The sequence below is a fragment of the Moraxella sp. CTOTU47724 genome, from assembly GCF_032014955.1.
Classification (GTDB): domain Bacteria; phylum Pseudomonadota; class Gammaproteobacteria; order Pseudomonadales; family Moraxellaceae; genus Faucicola; species Faucicola tetraodonis.
This window is the reverse complement of record NZ_DALZSV010000010.1, coordinates 1-16295: the sequence shown is the minus strand read 5'-3', so window position 1 is coordinate 16295 and position 16295 is coordinate 1. Positions and strand designations below refer to the sequence as shown.

The 16295-nt window shown below is 46.8% G+C and carries 14 protein-coding genes; 7 read left to right on the top strand and 7 right to left on the bottom strand.

Annotation, left to right across the window (positions count from 1 at the left end):
* Positions 1-126 precede the first annotated feature (126 nt).
* On the top strand, positions 127-2244 hold the full coding sequence (uvrB, locus tag RTR63_RS03735; RefSeq protein WP_312522731.1) for an excinuclease ABC subunit UvrB: 2118 nt from the start codon (positions 127-129) through the stop codon (positions 2242-2244).
* A gap of 93 nt (positions 2245-2337) precedes the next feature.
* Here the strand turns inward: uvrB and RTR63_RS03730 are convergent, their stop codons facing one another.
* The gene (locus tag RTR63_RS03730; RefSeq protein ID WP_198001250.1) at positions 2338-2805 is read right to left on the bottom strand and encodes an MgtC/SapB family protein; all 468 of its coding nucleotides are present in this window, start codon (positions 2803-2805) and stop codon (positions 2338-2340) included.
* Positions 2806-2988: 183 nt separating this feature from the next.
* On the opposite strand from RTR63_RS03730, the gene pepN reads away from it, so the two are divergent.
* From pepN to nfsA, 6 genes are all read left to right on the top strand, one after another.
* A complete protein-coding gene (gene pepN / locus RTR63_RS03725; protein ID WP_409418193.1) occupies positions 2989-5688 on the top strand; it encodes an aminopeptidase N in 2700 nt (899 codons plus the stop codon).
* A 55-nt stretch (positions 5689-5743) separates the two neighbouring features.
* Positions 5744-7021, top strand: coding sequence for a YbfB/YjiJ family MFS transporter (locus tag RTR63_RS03720; protein ID WP_312522728.1), 1278 nt, complete (start codon positions 5744-5746; stop codon positions 7019-7021).
* 21 nt (positions 7022-7042) lie between these two features.
* A complete protein-coding gene (locus tag RTR63_RS03715; protein ID WP_312522726.1) occupies positions 7043-7828 on the top strand; it encodes a nitroreductase family protein in 786 nt (261 codons plus the stop codon).
* Between the two features lie 39 nt (positions 7829-7867).
* On the top strand, positions 7868-9223 hold the full coding sequence (locus tag RTR63_RS03710; RefSeq protein ID WP_312522725.1) for a solute carrier family 23 protein: 1356 nt from the start codon (positions 7868-7870) through the stop codon (positions 9221-9223).
* Between the two features lie 123 nt (positions 9224-9346).
* The gene (locus RTR63_RS03705) at positions 9347-10210 is read left to right on the top strand and encodes an HpcH/HpaI aldolase/citrate lyase family protein (protein ID WP_179286556.1); all 864 of its coding nucleotides are present in this window, start codon (positions 9347-9349) and stop codon (positions 10208-10210) included.
* Positions 10211-10280: 70 nt separating this feature from the next.
* On the top strand, positions 10281-11057 hold the full coding sequence (gene nfsA, locus RTR63_RS03700) for an oxygen-insensitive NADPH nitroreductase (protein WP_312522724.1): 777 nt from the start codon (positions 10281-10283) through the stop codon (positions 11055-11057).
* A 121-nt stretch (positions 11058-11178) separates the two neighbouring features.
* Here the strand turns inward: nfsA and purB are convergent, their stop codons facing one another.
* The 6 genes from purB to RTR63_RS03670 all read right to left on the bottom strand — a co-directional run.
* Positions 11179-12561, bottom strand: coding sequence for an adenylosuccinate lyase (gene purB, locus RTR63_RS03695; RefSeq protein ID WP_065252819.1), 1383 nt, complete (start codon positions 12559-12561; stop codon positions 11179-11181).
* Positions 12562-12641: 80 nt separating this feature from the next.
* Positions 12642-13658: a multidrug resistance efflux transporter family protein gene (locus tag RTR63_RS03690; RefSeq protein ID WP_065252818.1), complete on the bottom strand. Its 1017-nt coding sequence runs from the start codon at positions 13656-13658 to the stop codon at positions 12642-12644.
* A gap of 59 nt (positions 13659-13717) precedes the next feature.
* The gene (gene queE, locus RTR63_RS03685) at positions 13718-14440 is read right to left on the bottom strand and encodes a 7-carboxy-7-deazaguanine synthase QueE (protein ID WP_312522722.1); all 723 of its coding nucleotides are present in this window, start codon (positions 14438-14440) and stop codon (positions 13718-13720) included.
* A gap of 72 nt (positions 14441-14512) precedes the next feature.
* Entirely contained in the window at positions 14513-14917 is a 405-nt protein-coding gene (locus RTR63_RS03680) for a carboxymuconolactone decarboxylase family protein (protein WP_312522720.1), read from the bottom strand.
* Positions 14918-15020: 103 nt separating this feature from the next.
* Positions 15021-15842 (bottom strand): 2,3,4,5-tetrahydropyridine-2,6-dicarboxylate N-succinyltransferase, encoded by an 822-nt coding sequence (gene dapD / locus RTR63_RS03675; RefSeq protein ID WP_312522718.1) that lies wholly within the window; start codon positions 15840-15842, stop codon positions 15021-15023.
* Between the two features lie 147 nt (positions 15843-15989).
* Positions 15990-16295, bottom strand: a 306-nt coding sequence (locus RTR63_RS03670) for an LrgB family protein (protein ID WP_312522716.1), incomplete at its 5' end; no start/stop codon positions are given.

The window sequence follows — 16295 nt, the reverse complement described above, 5'->3', positions numbered from 1 at the left end:
TTTGTTAATGGGTGGTCTTTTTCGATATAACCCGTCACTGATACAATATTTCGCGTTATTTTGCTTTAACTTCTTACCCATCAACCCCATTATTTACCCATCTATGACTACTATAAAGACAATAAAATGCGACCACCTCAATCTTCCCGATCCGAACGTGAACTTAGCCAACTTGCCCGCCAAATCCAAGATGATGCCCAAATCACCGGTGTCAATGCCAGTGGCACCCAAATCTCAAGTAAACCTTTTGAGATGGTGACCGAATTTGAACCATCAGGCGACCAACCGCAAGCGATTGCCAAATTGGTTGACGGTGTCGACAAAGGCATGCACGGTCAGTTGCTCTTAGGGGTGACAGGCTCAGGTAAAACCTACACCATGGCAAAAGTGATTGCCCAATGCCAGCGTCCTACCATTATCATGGCACACAACAAAACCCTTGCCGCCCAGCTATATGGCGAGTTTAAGGCATTCTTTCCCCACAATGCTGTGGAGTATTTTGTCAGTTATTATGACTATTATCAGCCTGAAGCGTATGTACCTGCCAGCGATACCTTTATCGAAAAAGACAGCGCCATCAACGACCATATCGACCAAATGCGACTGTCCGCCACGCGTGCGCTACTCGAACGTCGTGACGCCATTATCATTGCATCGGTGTCTTGTATTTATGGTCTCGGTGACCCAGAAAGCTACCTAAAAATGCTTCTTCACATCGTAGTGGGTGACAAAATCGACCGCACTGCCATGCTCAAACGCTTGGTGGAGCTGCAATATACGCGTAACGAGCTTGACTTTGGGCGAGGTACTTACCGTTTGCGTGGCGAAGTGCTGGATATTTACCCAGCTGAGTCTGAACAGCTTGCGGTGCGTATCAGTATGTTTGATGACGAAGTGGAAAAAATCACTTGGTTTGACCCGTTGACAGGCAAGAACGTGCGCAGTGTGCCACGCATTACCATCTATCCAAAATCACACTACGTCACCCCACGAGACAAGTTAGAAAGAGCCAGTGGCACTATTAAAGCCGAGCTTGAACAACGCCTTGAGTATTTTCGAGCGCATGACAAACTGATTGAAGCCCAGCGTATCAAAGAACGCACCACTTATGATTTGGAAATGATTCAACAGCTTGGCTACTGTAACGGCATTGAGAACTATTCGCGCCATTTATCGGGACGTCCTGCGGGTGAAGCACCGCCGACGTTGTTTGACTATATTCCGCCCGACGCCTTGCTATTTATTGATGAAAGCCATGTAACCGTGCCACAAGTCGGCGCGATGTACAAAGGCGATAGAAGTCGTAAAGAAACTTTGGTCAATTATGGCTTTCGCCTGCCATCTGCGATGGATAACCGCCCGCTGATGTTTGAAGAATGGGAGCGTATTACCCCAAGTACAGTGTATGTGTCGGCGACCCCGGCGCAGTACGAGCTTGAGCACAGCGAGCAAATCGTAGAGCAAGTGGTGCGTCCGACAGGTCTGGTCGATCCGATACTAGAGATTCGCCCTGTCTTGACCCAAGTTGATGATGTGCTATCAGAAATCAACATTCGTAAAGCCAAAGATGAGCGAGTGCTGATTACCACGCTCACCAAACGCATGGCAGAAGATTTGACCGGTTATCTAAAAGAGTACAACATCAAAGTCGCTTATTTGCACTCGGATATTGACACGGTGGAGCGGATGAAAATCATCCACGAACTGCGGACAGGCGTGCATGATGTGCTGGTTGGTATCAACCTGTTGCGTGAGGGGTTGGATATGCCTGAGGTGAGTTTGGTGGCGATTTTTGATGCGGATAAAGAAGGCTTTTTACGCTCGGAGCGTTCGCTCATTCAGACCATCGGTCGTGCCGCGCGCCATGTCAATGGTAAGGCGATTTTGTACGCTGACAGCATTACCCCAAGTATGCAAAAAGCGATTGAAGAAACCGAGCGTCGCCGTGCCAAACAGATGGCGTATAACGAGGAACATGGCATCACGCCGACGTCCGCTCGCCGTCAGATTACCGACAAAATCGACACAGGCGAGGCAGAAGCCCCGAATGATAACCAAGCGATTGCGGTCACCCATGCGTTCCCTGATGTGGATATTTCGATTTTGCGTTCGCCTGATTTGCTTGCCAAAGAGATTGCACGGCTAGAAAAAGAAATGAAAGCCTTGTCGCGTGATTTGAAGTTTGAGGAAGCGGCAAAAGTGCGCGATAAGGTGGTGAGCCTAAGAGAGTTTGTGTTGCAATGATAGTGGACGATGGGTGTTAAATGTGCGGTTTTACCCCAAGAAGAGTAACAGCTTTTCTTGGGGCAAGTTTAAGCTATCATCCAACTTTTTACATTAAACATCATCATTATCCTTGCTAAGTTTTTGTTTTAATGGACTAACAAAATAAAAAATCCCTACCATAAACACACTAATCAATACCGCAATTTCTAGCCGCCCCATCGCCACTGCCACGCCCACACAGCCTGCCGACCAAATCGCAGCCGCTGTCGATGTCCCTTCAATCATGCCATCTTTTTTGAGAATTGCCCCACCGCCGATAAAGCCAATCCCCGTTACCACGCCGCTTACGATGCGCCCCATTGCACTGGGGTCATCGCCTTGCACTTCAAACGCAAGCAGCGCAAAACTACAGCTTGCCAGGCTTACAAGCGGAAAGGTGCGCAGCCCAATGTTTTGTCGACTGTTCTCACGATTGTAGCCGACAGGTAACACCAACACAAATGCTATCACCATTTGAAACATGTGAACGACCATCAATTTCCAATCTAAATCAAATAAATTACCTACAAAATTATCCATCATGTCACCAACAAGCGAGTCAAAAAAAGTTGAAATTTTATCCGATAAAAATAAAAAAAATAGCATGCAAATGTAATAACAAAGTCATTATGGTTTGTGACCAAAAAACGTCATTAATTATGGCATAATAGCCACATTGAATGAGAATAATTTTTAACAACACATTGCGAGCTAAAGAAATATATGACCAACGTCACCGAAACCAACCAAACCGAAAATCCACAGCTATTAAACAGCGAAATGCCGGATGTACCCACCAATATACCCACACCAGACCCCAGTTTAAATAGTCACCAATTAAATAGTAATCAACCGCAAAAAATCTATCTAAAAGACTACACACCGCCAGTCTTTAGCGTCAATCACATTGACCTTAACATCGAGTTGTTTGACGGCGCTGATAAAAAGCATGCAACCGTCACCGCCAATCTTGACATGACAAGAAACACAGCAGGCGATTTGGTACTCTTTGGACGAGAATTGCAACTTGAATCAATTACCTTAAACGGCAAAATTTTAAGCGAAAGCGACTACCAACTAGACCAAGAAAGCCTAACGATTGTTAACGCGCCAGACACTTGTCAGATTACTACCGTTGTCACCATCGTGCCGCAAACCAATACCAGTCTTGAAGGGTTATACCAAGCAGGGGAAGGGGCGGACAAAATGTTCTGTACCCAGTGTGAGCCAGAAGGGTTTCGTAAAATTACCTTTTATCCGGACCGTCCCGATGTGCTTGCCACCTTCACCACACGCATTGAAGCCGATAAAACTTACCCAACGCTGCTTGCCAATGGTAATTTAATCGACCAAGGCGAGCTTGCGGGCGACCGTCATTTTGCAGTGTGGCAAGACCCCACCAAAAAACCGAGTTATCTATTCGCTTGCGTGATGGCAGATTTGGACGTATTGACCGATCAGTATGTCACCAGTGAAGGGCGTGAGGTGCTGCTTGAATTATACGCCAAGCATGAAAACATCGAGCAGTGCCATGTCGGCATGCAAGCGTTAAAAGACTCAATGAAATGGGACGAAGACAACTACGGACGGGCGTATGATCTTGACCGCTATATGATTGTGGCGGTGAGCCAGTTTAATATGGGCGCGATGGAAAACAAGGGATTAAACATCTTTAACACCGCTTGCGTACTATCTAGCCCAGAGACCACCACCGATCGCCGTAATTTTAATGTCAAAGCGGTGATTGCCCATGAATACTTCCATAACTGGACGGGCAACCGTATCACCTGCCGTGACTGGTTTCAGCTGTGTCTAAAAGAAGGCTTTACCGTATTTCGGGACCAGTCTTTTTCCGAAAGTCTGCATTCTGCTGCGGTACAGCGGATTGATGATGTGGCAACATTGCGAGCGGCGCAGTTTCCTGAAGATGCCAGCCCATTGGCGCACCCGCCACGCCCTGACCATTTTGTTGAGATTAACAATTTCTATACCGCCACAGTGTACGAGAAAGGCGCAGAAATCGTGCGCATGATTGCCAATACGCTTGGCAAAGAAAAATTCCGCCAAGGCACGGACGAATATTTTCGCCGTTATGACGGGCAAGCGGTCACGGTTGAAGACTTGTTATCTGCACTGAGCGTTGCAGACCCAAGTATTGAAACATTTATTGATTGGTACACCCAGCCAGGCACGCCTGTGTTGTCGGGGCATTTTGAAAAAACAGCTGACAAGCTTATCTTGACGCTAAGCCAAAACACGCGCCCAGTGGCAGGCTATCCTGCACCAAAAGCCTTGCCGATTCCTGTTAAAATGGCGATTTTTAACCGTGCCACGGGTGAGTTGGCGAAAGAAGACTTGGTATTGTTAAAAGATGATAGCCAGAGCTTTGAATTTGATGGGTTATTTGCTAAGGCGGATTTTGACCCTGTGGTGTCATTGCTTCGTGATTTTTCCGCGCCTGTTCAGCTCAATTTTGAGTATAGCAATGATGATTTGGCGTTTTTGATGCAGTATGAGACCAATGGCTTTAACCGTTGGCAAGCGGCGCAGTTGTTGGTCAATCGTATTTTATTGCAAAATGCTGATACCGATGCCTATATCACGGCACTAAAAGCCAGTCTGCCAGCGCTATCAGAAACCGATCCCATGCTAGCGGCGCGGTTACTAGATATGCCAAGCGAGCGAGAGCTGGGTAGTGCGATTCAAACCGACTATGACCCTAGCCAAGTTCGTGCCCGTCATCAAGCGGTCAAAAAAGCCGTAGCGGTACAGCTTAAAGACATTTGGCAAAGGGCGTATGCCAAACTGCCGATTACCGCGTATGAAGATACAGCCGAAGCCATGGGCGTGCGGGCGTGGCGAAATGTGGTGCTGGATATGGCGTTATTGGCAGGCGTGAGTGATGCCAAACACTGGGCGATTACCCAATACCAACAAGCGTCTTGTATGACTGAGCGTTTAGGCGCGTTAAATGCGGCGGTGGCGCATGGTTTGCCGCAAAAAGCCGAATGGCTTGCCGATTTTTACCAACGCTTTCACCATGATGCATTGGTGATGGATTTATGGTTTGGTGTCCAAGCCAATGACAGTCAGGCGAGTGTTGCTGATATTTTTGCGTTAACCTCACATCAAGACTTTGACATCAATACCCCAAACCGGGTACGGGCGGTGCTCGGCGGATTGCTTGCGCAGCCCACCAAAATTTGGACACAGCAAGGCGTTGAGCAGTATTTGAGCATGATGCAAGATTTGGATAAACGTAACCCACTGTTGGCGTCACGTTTGATTCAAGGTTTATCAAATTGGAATGCCTTGGTAGCAGACAAAAAGTCAATGGTTAAACAGGCTTTGATATTAAGCCAAGCTAATATGTCGTCCAAAAATGTGAAGGAAACCTTGCAAAGTATGCTCAACAATCTTTAAAATGCAAGCTTAAACGCTGACAAGCCGTGTCAATAAAATCAAGGGGTAGTGCAAAATGTCACAATCTGACCGACAGCAGATTATATTTTGCTTTATCCTAGCGATTACTGCGCTTGCGGTGGCAATGGGAATCGGGCGATTTGCTTTTACACCGATTTTGCCGTTGATGATACAAGAAGGCACGGTCCATCTTGCGCAAACGGCGTGGTTATCAAGTAGCAACTATATTGGCTATTTGGTCGGGGCGCTGTCACTGCTTAAAAGTAACCGACATCCGCTTTTTGTCGTGTTAGGTCTGACCTTGGTGACCCTTTCCACTTGGCTGGCTTCGCTAAGCGGTTTTGGTTGGTTACTGGTGTTACGCTTTTTGGCGGGTGTGGCAAGCGCTTGGGTGCTGGTATCTATCAGTGCGTTTGCAATCAATTGGTTAAAATCAAGACAGGTAGCCAGCAGTGGCTTGATTTATACGGGTGTCGGTATCGGTATCACCCTCACAGGATTGATTTGTAGCTATTTTATTTTTCAATCAGCGACAGTGACTATCGCGGCTCAATCATCATTGAGCCCATTATCGAGTCGATTATGGCAGTATCTAGGCGGGATTGCGCTGCTCGCCACCCTGCTTGTCACCTTTTTGCTGGTGAAAATCAACTCAAAATCTCCCTCAACAGCCGCTGCCAAAACCTCTCATACCAAAGCTACCCATACCAAAGCTACCCATACCAAAGCCACAAATACCAATCCTACCGCTAGCATAACACCTAATAAGCTAAAATTAGCGAATGTATTAACCGCCTATGGTTTATTCGGGTTTGGCTATATTTTGCCTGCGACTTTTTTGCCACAAATCGCCAAGCAATGGTTATCAGGGCAAAGTTATTTACTGATTTGGCCGTTTTTTGGCTTGGCGGCGGCTTTGTCGGTGGTGTTGTCGCAGGGGTTACAACGCCGTTATAACAATGTTTCTTTACTCGGCGTTTGGCGAGTGTCGCAAATTATCATGGCGGTCGGTACGTTATTGCCTGCGCTTTGGCAGTCGTTGGCAGGTTTGATGTTGTCAGCGCTGATGGTGGGCGGCACCTTTATGGTGGTGACGATGGCAGGGCTGCAAGTGGCGGCAAGCCAAGTCACCCACTACCCTAAATACAATTTAAGTGCGCTGATGACCGCAAGTTTTGCATTTGGGCAGCTTATCGGACCCTTAACTGCGCTAGTTGCAACAGGCAAAAATATTTGGCTTGCGTTGTTACCCGTCTCAGCTATTGTTTTGCTTATTGGGGTGGCGCTACTTTGGCGACCGTATCAACATCAACAATCATCAAATCATGTTTAAATCACTTTTAACGGGGCAATCATGAGTAATCAAACTGTGAATAACCAAGCTACGAGTAATCAAACTGTGAGCAATCAAACCATTGAGCTTTTACAAAATCATCGGGTGTATCGAGAGTTTGACAGTAGCGCCACCGTGCCAGATTCGCAATTAAACGACATCATCAAATGCGCCCAGCAAGCACCTAGTTGGCAAAACGGACAGCACTACAGCATCATCAATATTAGCGATAAAGCGTTACGTCAAAAAATCGTCGATTTGCAACCGCGTAACCCTCAGATTGCCCAATGTAGTGTGTTTTTGGTATTTGTGATGGATGGCTATCGCTCCTATTTGAGCAGTCAAGCGTATGACGGCAGCTTTGAGGGGTTTAAGGATAGTGATACATTGATTACCCTCGCTACTGATACAGCATTAGCGGCGCAAAATGCCACGGTGGCGGCAGAGAGTTTGGGTTATGCCACCTGTCCGATTGGTGGTTTGCGTATGATTGCCAATGACTTAATCGAACTGCTGCAGCTACCAAAATATACCTATCCAATTTTTGGCTTATGTATCGGTAAACCTAGCGTGGAAATGCGCCTAAAACCGCGTTTACCAAAATCTGCGGTGTATTTTGACAATCAGTATCAAGTTGACGCGTTACCACAAATGCTCGCCGATTATGAGCAAACCATTTTGGCGTTTAATGAAGCGCGTGAGCGTAAGCCATACCGTCAAAAATTTGCCGATTACTACAGTCAACCGTATGTCGCTGCTGCAGAAGATTGGCTCAAAGCGCAGGGTTTTTTGACAAAACAAAAATAACGTGTAAAATTCGCGCAGTTGACAGATGAGAGCAAAATTATGGCAAATTCGCAAAGACAACCAACCCATCAAAATACCGGTAATGATAGCGGCTGGTTCCCAAAATGGCAGCCTTACGATGGGCATTTAGATCATCATCCTGTGCGTATCCACGAGTATTTACCTGCTGATAAAAGTCTGCTACTTGGGCTGCAACATGCGTTTGCGATGTTCGGGGCAACGGTGCTTGCGCCGTTATTGATGGGCTTTGATGCCAACCTTGCGATTTTGATGGCGGGGCTCAGTACGGTGCTGTTTTTCTTTTTAACGGGTGGGCGAGTACCCAGTTATTTAGGGTCAAGTTTTGCCTTTATCGCGCCCGTGATTACCGCGACGGCTTATACAGGCTCAGGCTTTAACGGTAATTTATCCGTGGCGCTCGGTGGTATTTTTGTCTGTGGGGTTTTTTATGCCATGGTCGGATTACTTGTGATGAAAACAGGGGTTGGCTGGATTGAGAAACTCATGCCGCCTGTGGTAACCGGTGCGATTGTGATGATTATCGGGCTAAATTTGGCGCCAGTGACTATCAAAGGCGTGTCGGGCAACCAGTTTGATAGTTGGGTTGCGTTGATGACGATATTGTGTATCAGTGCGGTCGCTGTGTTTAGCCGCGGTATGCTGCGTCGTTTGTTGCTACTGATTGGATTGGTATTGGCGTATATGGCATATTTTGTGCTCACCAATGTGCTTGGGTATGGCAAGCCGATTGATTTTACCCCAGTTGCCCAAGCAGCTTGGGTCGGATTACCCAATTTTTATCATCCGACGTTTGATATCAACGCAATGATTTTGATTGCCCCGGTTGCCTTTATTTTAATCGCCGAGAACTTAGGACATATCAAAGCGGTGGAAGCCATGACAGGACAAGCGGTATCGCCCTATATGGGACGGGCTTTTTTTGCTGATGGTCTATGTACAGCGATGTCATCGAGCATGGGCGGTACGGGCGTGACAACCTATGCGGAAAATATCGGCGTGATGGCAGTGACCAAAGTATACTCGACCACGGTTTTTGTGGTGGCAGGCTTGATTGCTGTGCTACTGGGGCTGTCACCAAAATTTGGCGCGCTTATCCATACCATCCCAGCGCCATTATTGGGCGGTGCCTCGATCGTGGTGTTCGGGCTTATCACGGTAGCAGGGGTCAAAATTTGGCTGGATAATCACATTGATTTTAGCAAAAATGCTAATTTAATCATTGCTGCAGTGACCGTCATTATGGGCGCTGGGGATTTTAGCTTACATATTGGACAATTTAATTTGGGTGGTATCGGTACTGCGACAGTGGTCGCCATCGTGTTAAATTTACTGTTTAGCCGCAGTGAAAAAGCCAAATTGACGGTTTTAAAATAAGCTAAAAAACGCGCTACTTTGGGTAGGGCGTTGTTGCTGGATAAGCTGTTTGATAAGCTGTTTGATAAGTTGTTTGCCAAAAAGAAAAATATGTCAACAAAAATGGACGAAAAAGGATGTCGCATGAGCGAAAACAATGTAGCAAAACCCAAGGGATTGAGCGCAACCAGTTATTTGTTTGTACCCGCCATCAATATTGAGCGGGTGGAAAAAGCCTTTGCCCGTGGCGCAGATACGGTGATAATTGACTTAGAAGATGCGGTCAGTGATAGTGTCAAAATGCAATCACGTGACAATGTGGTCAATTATCTAAGCGGCGCCGATGCCCAGCCTGTTTGGGTGCGTATCAATGCCGCAAGTAGTAACCACCAAGCGGGCGATATTGATTTGCTAAAATCTTTGCCAGCGTCCGCAATCAACAACGTGATTGGGGTAGTGCTACCCAAAGTCGAGCACGCCATAGAGATTGACCGCGTCCGTCATGCGCTCGCCAAACCCATGATTGCCTTGATTGAGACGCCCAAAGGCATGGCAAATATACCCGACATCGCCGCTGCGGCAGGCTTGACTGCGCTCAGTTTTGGCTTTTTGGATATCTGTGAAAAATTGGGCGTGCGCGCAGACAGCGAGGCAGGTCAGATGGTTGCCAACCAAATCCGTTATCAGCTAAGCTTGCATAGTGCTATCAATGCGCTCACCCCACCGATTGAATGCGTATACCCGCCTTTCAATGATGATGACGGTTTGACCCAGCGTGTCAATGGGTGGCGCGATTTGGGTTTTTCAGGGATGCTATGTATTCATCCAAACCAAGTCGCTATTGTCAATGCACTGGCTAGACCCAGCCAAGCACAGCTTGCCTTTGCCAAAAAAGTGGCTGACCATTATGCACAGACAGGGCTTGCGGCATTTGCCATGGATGGACAGATGGTCGATACTCCGGTGATTGTGCAAGCCCAAAAGCTGATTCAAACATACCAACCCTAAGGCTAATCAAACCCTAACCCAACTTATAACAACACAAACCATAACAAGGCAAATCATAACAAGGTAAATTATGACAACACATAGTGAGCATAGCGACAGTAAACCCACCCTAGAGACGATACTCAATCATCGTTCAATTCGCAAATTCACCAATCAGCCAATAGATGCAGCGACGTTTGAGCAGCTTATCGAAGCGGGGATGGCAGGCTCATCATCGGGATTTTTGCAGTCAGCAAGCATCATTCGGGTGACAGATGCAACGCAGCGCTATGACATACGCCGTATTTGCGCCGATGCCCAGCAAGCCAAAGACGGAGAAAAATACGGTCATCCCTATGTGGAGCAGTGTGCCGAGCTACTAATTTTTTGTATGGACAACCACCGCCACCAAACCCTTGTACCCAATGCGCAAATTGATTGGACTGAAGTCACCATTGTTGGGGCGGTTGATGCAGCCATTATGGCGCAAAATCTGCTGCTAGCGGCTGAGAGCATTGGATTGGGTGGTGTGTATTTGGGCAGCGTCCGCAATGACATCAGACGGATGGGCGACATACTCAAACTGCCACAAGGCGTGGTGCCGCTATTTGGCATGGCATTGGGTTATCCTGACCAAAACCCTGCCATGCGTCCACGTTTGCCAAAGGCCTTGGTAGTTTCCACCAACCAATATGAACCCGCTGACAAATCCGCATTAGACCAGTATAACCAAACCGTTGCAGACTATTATGCGGCGCGTGGTCAAGCAGGGTCGGATTGGGTGCAAACCATTGAAAGTTATTTGGATAAACCCGTACGTCCCGAGGTGCTGCCTTATCTTAACCAACAAGGCTATGCCAAAAAATAACCCAAAGTTTAATCAACAAACTCACCTAAAAAAAATTCTGTAAAAAACTCGATTTAAAAAAAAGTCACGTAAAAAAAGGACGCTTAGGCGTCCTTTTTGATTTTTGATGAGCGAAAAAGTCTTATTTTAATAAATTTTTCAAGTTTTTGGCTTGCTGCGCTGCATTACCGGTATAAGTGGCAGGGGTCAAATCAGCCAAACGTTGACGCTCATCTTCTGGCACGGCTGCCAGCTCATCGCCATTGACAAAGTTGACCATCATCTCACGAGTCATGGCTTGACCGCGGGTCAAGGCTTTTAGTTTCTCATAAGGTTTTTCAACATTGTAGCGACGCATCACGGTTTGGATTGGCTCCGCCAACACTTCTTGTGCAAGTTCTAGGTCTTCATTGAGACGACTAGCGTTAAGCTCTAATTTGCCAATACCTTTTAAGCAGGCGTCAAAGGCAATCAAACTTTGAGCAAAACCTACCCCCATATTGCGAAGGACCGTTGAGTCGGTCAAGTCGCGCTGCATACGAGAAATCGGCAGTTTTTCACCCAAATGCGCGAGCATGGCATTGGCAATACCTAGATTACCTTCTGAGTTTTCAAAGTCAATTGGGTTGACTTTGTGTGGCATGGTGGATGAGCCCACTTCGCCATCTTTGAGCTTTTGTTTGAAATAACCCAAGGAGATATACGTCCATACATCGCGGTTAAAATCAATCAAAATGGTATTGTAACGGCGCAGCGCGTCAAACAATTCGGCGATATAGTCATGTGGCTCAATTTGGGTGGTATAGGGATTAAAGGTCAACCCAAGACTGGTAACAAAGTGTTCGGCATTTTTTGCCCAGTCAATTTGTGGATAAGCTGACAGGTGCGCGTTGTAGTTGCCCACTGCACCATTGATTTTACCTAGCAATTCTACGTTATTAAATTGCTTGAGTTGGCGATGCAGACGGTATGCCACATTTGCCATTTCTTTACCCAAAGTCGTTGGGCTTGCGGTTTGCCCATGCGTGCGTGACAGCATGGGTTGGTCGGCATGGATTTCTGCGAGCGCTGCAATCTCATCAATGATTTTTTGCATCGATTGCGCCAGTACGTCGCGACCCGATTTTAACATCAACGCGTGTGATAAGTTATTGATGTCTTCAGAGGTACAGGCAAAATGGATAAATTCACCCGCGTCTTTTAGCGCATCGATGTCGGCAATTTTTTCTTTTAAAAAGTATTCAACGGCTTTGACATCATGGTTGGTGGTGCGTTCGATGTCTTTGATACGCATCGCGTCTGCTTCGCTAAAATTGGCTACAATCGCGTCCAAGCGCTCATTGGTCGCTGCCGAAAAAGGCTGAATTTCATGAATATCTGCATGATTGGCAAGGGTCTGCAACCAGCGCACTTCCACCGTCACACGGGCATGAATCAAGCCAAATTCTGACAGGTAAGGACGTAAACTATCCACTTTACTGGCATAGCGACCATCAATAGGTGAAAGAGCGGTCAAAGTATTCATCAAATAATCCTAATCGGTTAAATAAAGGGTTAAAATAAAAGTGCCTGCATTATAGCAAACTATCACAACGTGGACTACCGCTAGCGTTGCTTGGCAAACAGCACAAGCCCAATAATCACCAACGCAATCCCCACAAAACTTAAGCCTGACGGCATCGGCGTGTGCAGCAGCAACATGCCGCCTAACAACGCAAAAATAATTTCACTGCCTTGTGTGGCATCGACGGCGGCCAGTTGTTGTGGCTGTTTGGCAAGACTACGGGCATGTAAAAAAGTGGTCGTACCGAGCACACCTGCCATCAAGGCAACCAAAAAACTAATGGTCATTTGTGAGACACTGGGCGCGGGCGGTTGTACCATGATGCCTAATACCAACCACATCGGCAATGACCCTAGCGACATCAGCCAGACTTTATGCAAGGGATTTGATAGCAGCGGGGAAGTCACTTGCGGCACTTTTTGTAGCAATTTGCTCGTTTCATTGTTCGCTGCCTTGCTTATTGCATCGGTAGGATGGGTAGAGTGCCCTTTGGGTTGTGCTGCTTGCCAAATCAATTGATTACCTAAGGGAAAACAAAAACTGGCAATAAAGGCAGGCAGCGCACCAAATAGCAACAAAGCATGCCAATCAGTGCCTTGGCTCGTGCTATGCCTTAACCCTTCACCCACATTGGCAAGTACCACACCGATAAATACAATCACCGAATACACAATGACTTTTTTTTGAAATGATTGCCCAAAAAAACTCAGCACCACCAAGCTTGCCACCACAGTGAATAAATAGGTTGCGGCAATCACCCATCCTTCGGCATAATCTGCCGCAAACGCCAGCAGTCCATATGTGCCAAGCCCAATACCGCCCGTCACACACCAAAACTGCCAATGACTGGCAAATAGTTTACATAGCGCTATCAGCTTGGACGGATTCAATTTGTTTTGCAGCAAAATAAAAACCGATAACAACAGCCACATAAAAAAACAGCGAAAACTTGCTGACCAAAACCAATGTCCGCCTTGTACACTCATCAATTGATACAGTACAAACGACGTGCTAAAAAAAGCCGACGCAATCAGCCCCCAAACAATCATTTTTCCCATCGGCTTGATATTTCCCTAAGTTGTGTTCTAACGATTTGGCAGCGGCTAGTTGACAGCGGCTATTTGCCTTTGGCATCTGCCCAAATGATTTTATGCAGTTGCAGTTGAAAACGCACTGGCAGCGCATCGGCAAGTATCCATTCTGCCAAGTCAGTGGCAAGGGTAGGTATATTGGTTTGACGTTCTTCCACATTAAACATCGGAGAAAACCATACCGTCGCGACTTTTTTATCCAGTTGGTAGTCTGCGAGGATTTGTTTTGACCAGTCATAATCGTCGCGATTCATAATGACAAATTTGATTTGGTCATGGGCAGTTAAGTAGGGGAGGTTTTGCCACAGATTTTTATCGGCTTCTTGAGAGCTTGGGGTTTTGATATCCATAACCTTAGATACCGCCGTTGGCACCTCTGCCACGGACAGTGCGCCCGAAGTTTCAAGCGAAATCTCGTAGCCATGCGAAAGTAGCAAATTCATCAAAGCGATTGCATTGGGCTGGGCTAAAGGCTCGCCACCTGTCAAACAAATACGCTGGCACGGAAAACTCTCACACACTGCCAAAATCCCTGCCAAACTCATGCGCTCGCCGCCGACAAAGGCATATTCGGTATCACAATACACGCAGCGCAGCGGGCAGCCCGTCAAGCGAATAAAAATCGTCGGTAATCCTGCAGTCAAGGCTTCACCTTGCAGCGAATAAAAAATTTCAGTGACTTTAAGTCCTGCTTCGGGGTCAGTGGTGGGAATGGCGGTATTGCGGATGGGTAGCGTTGAATTTGGCATAAATGTGATTAACTAATAAAAATTAGCGTTTATTTTATCAAATTTATGCCAATAAATCTTTGTGTTCAGCGGTTAAAGCAATTTCATTTCGGTTAACACGTCCACTGCAGCACGATAGGCTTCTTGAGCCGCTGGTGCGCCGCAGTAAGGTAGACTATGCAGTAGCACTTCTTGAATTTCTGCCACGCTTGCACCGTTATTAATCGCCCCGCGAATATGCCCTTTTAGTTCTGTTGGGGATTTTTGCGCGATTAAAAAGGCAAGGGTGACTAGCGAGCGGGTTTTACGGTCTATTCCTTTCCCATGACTGCCGTCGCGTTGCCATGTTGAGCCCCAGGCGTGTTCATTGATCCAGTCTTGTAGTGGCGCAGTAAATTCGGTAACTTGTGACATGGCACGCTCCACATGCGCTTCGCCCATGACTTGTTTGCGTACTGCAATGCCGTTGTCATAGGTGGTGTTTTGTTGTGACGACATACTGTTTCCTTTAATAAAGGCTATAAAATTTTCTGAAGGCTATAAAAAAAGCAAACCATGGCTGATTTGCTTTAAATAATTTACTGTTATCTTGACTAAAAATCTAGTCCATTCTGAGCAAATCATTAATAGATGTTTTGCTACGCGTTTGTGCGTCTACTTTTTTCACGATTACCGCACAGTACAAGCTATGCGAGCCGTCTTTGCTTGGTAGGCTACCTGATACCACAACTGACCCTGCAGGAATACGGCCGTAACTGATTTCGCCTGTTTCCCGGTCTAGGATTTTGGTTGATTGACCGATATACACGCCCATCGAAATCACCGAGCCTTCCTCAACAATCACACCTTCAACGATTTCTGAGCGCGCACCGATAAAGCAGTTGTCTTCAATGATGGTTGGGTTGGCTTGTAGCGGCTCAAGGACGCCGCCAATGCCGACACCGCCTGATAGATGCACGTTTTTACCGATTTGGGCGCATGACCCCACCGTCGCCCACGTATCGACCATCGTGCCTTCATCGACATAGGCGCCGATATTGACGTAGGATGGCATCAAGATAGCGCCTTTGGCAATGAATGAGCCTTTACGCGCGACGGCAGGCGGCACCACGCGCACGCCTGCTTTGGCAAATTGTTCATCGCCCCAATCTGAAAATTTGGTTTCGACTTTATCAAAGAACTGCAGGTCACGACCGCCATTCATGATGCGGTTGTCGTTCAGACGAAAGGATAATAATACTGCTTTTTTGACCCATTGGTTGACGATCCATTCACCGTCTTTTTTTTCTGCCACACGCAAGGTACCCGCATCGAGCTGGGCGAGCACATCATTGACGGCGGCACGCACATCGTCGGTGGCGTCATTGGGGTTGAAGTTGGCACGGTTTTCAAACGCATCTTCAATAATCTGTTGTAATGACATAATTTTTTCCTACAATCCAAAAAAAGGTAGGTCATTGTCGCTAATTTTATTTTGTTTGGCAAATATTAATACGTCATTTTGGCAAGTTTTCATGACTAGAGAGCTTTGAGGTGTTGTAAAATCAAGGTGCGTATTGAAAGGCATGTGTTAAATAGCCGTCATTAAATGAATCAGCGCAGGACCAAAAAATACCATAAATAACCCTGCCAATACCATCGTCAGACTGGCAATCACGCCTTCGCTTTCGTGGCGCTGACTGGCTCTTGCAGTACCAAAACCATGTGACGCATTACCCAATGCCACGCCGTGGGCAAGATGGAAACGGATTTTTGACCAGGCCAGTACCATATCGCCAATCACCATGCCGACCACTCCAGTGATTAGCGTAAATAGCGAGACGAGCGCCGCTGAACCATGAATCTGCTGTGCCAAATCAATGGCAAATGGGGTAGA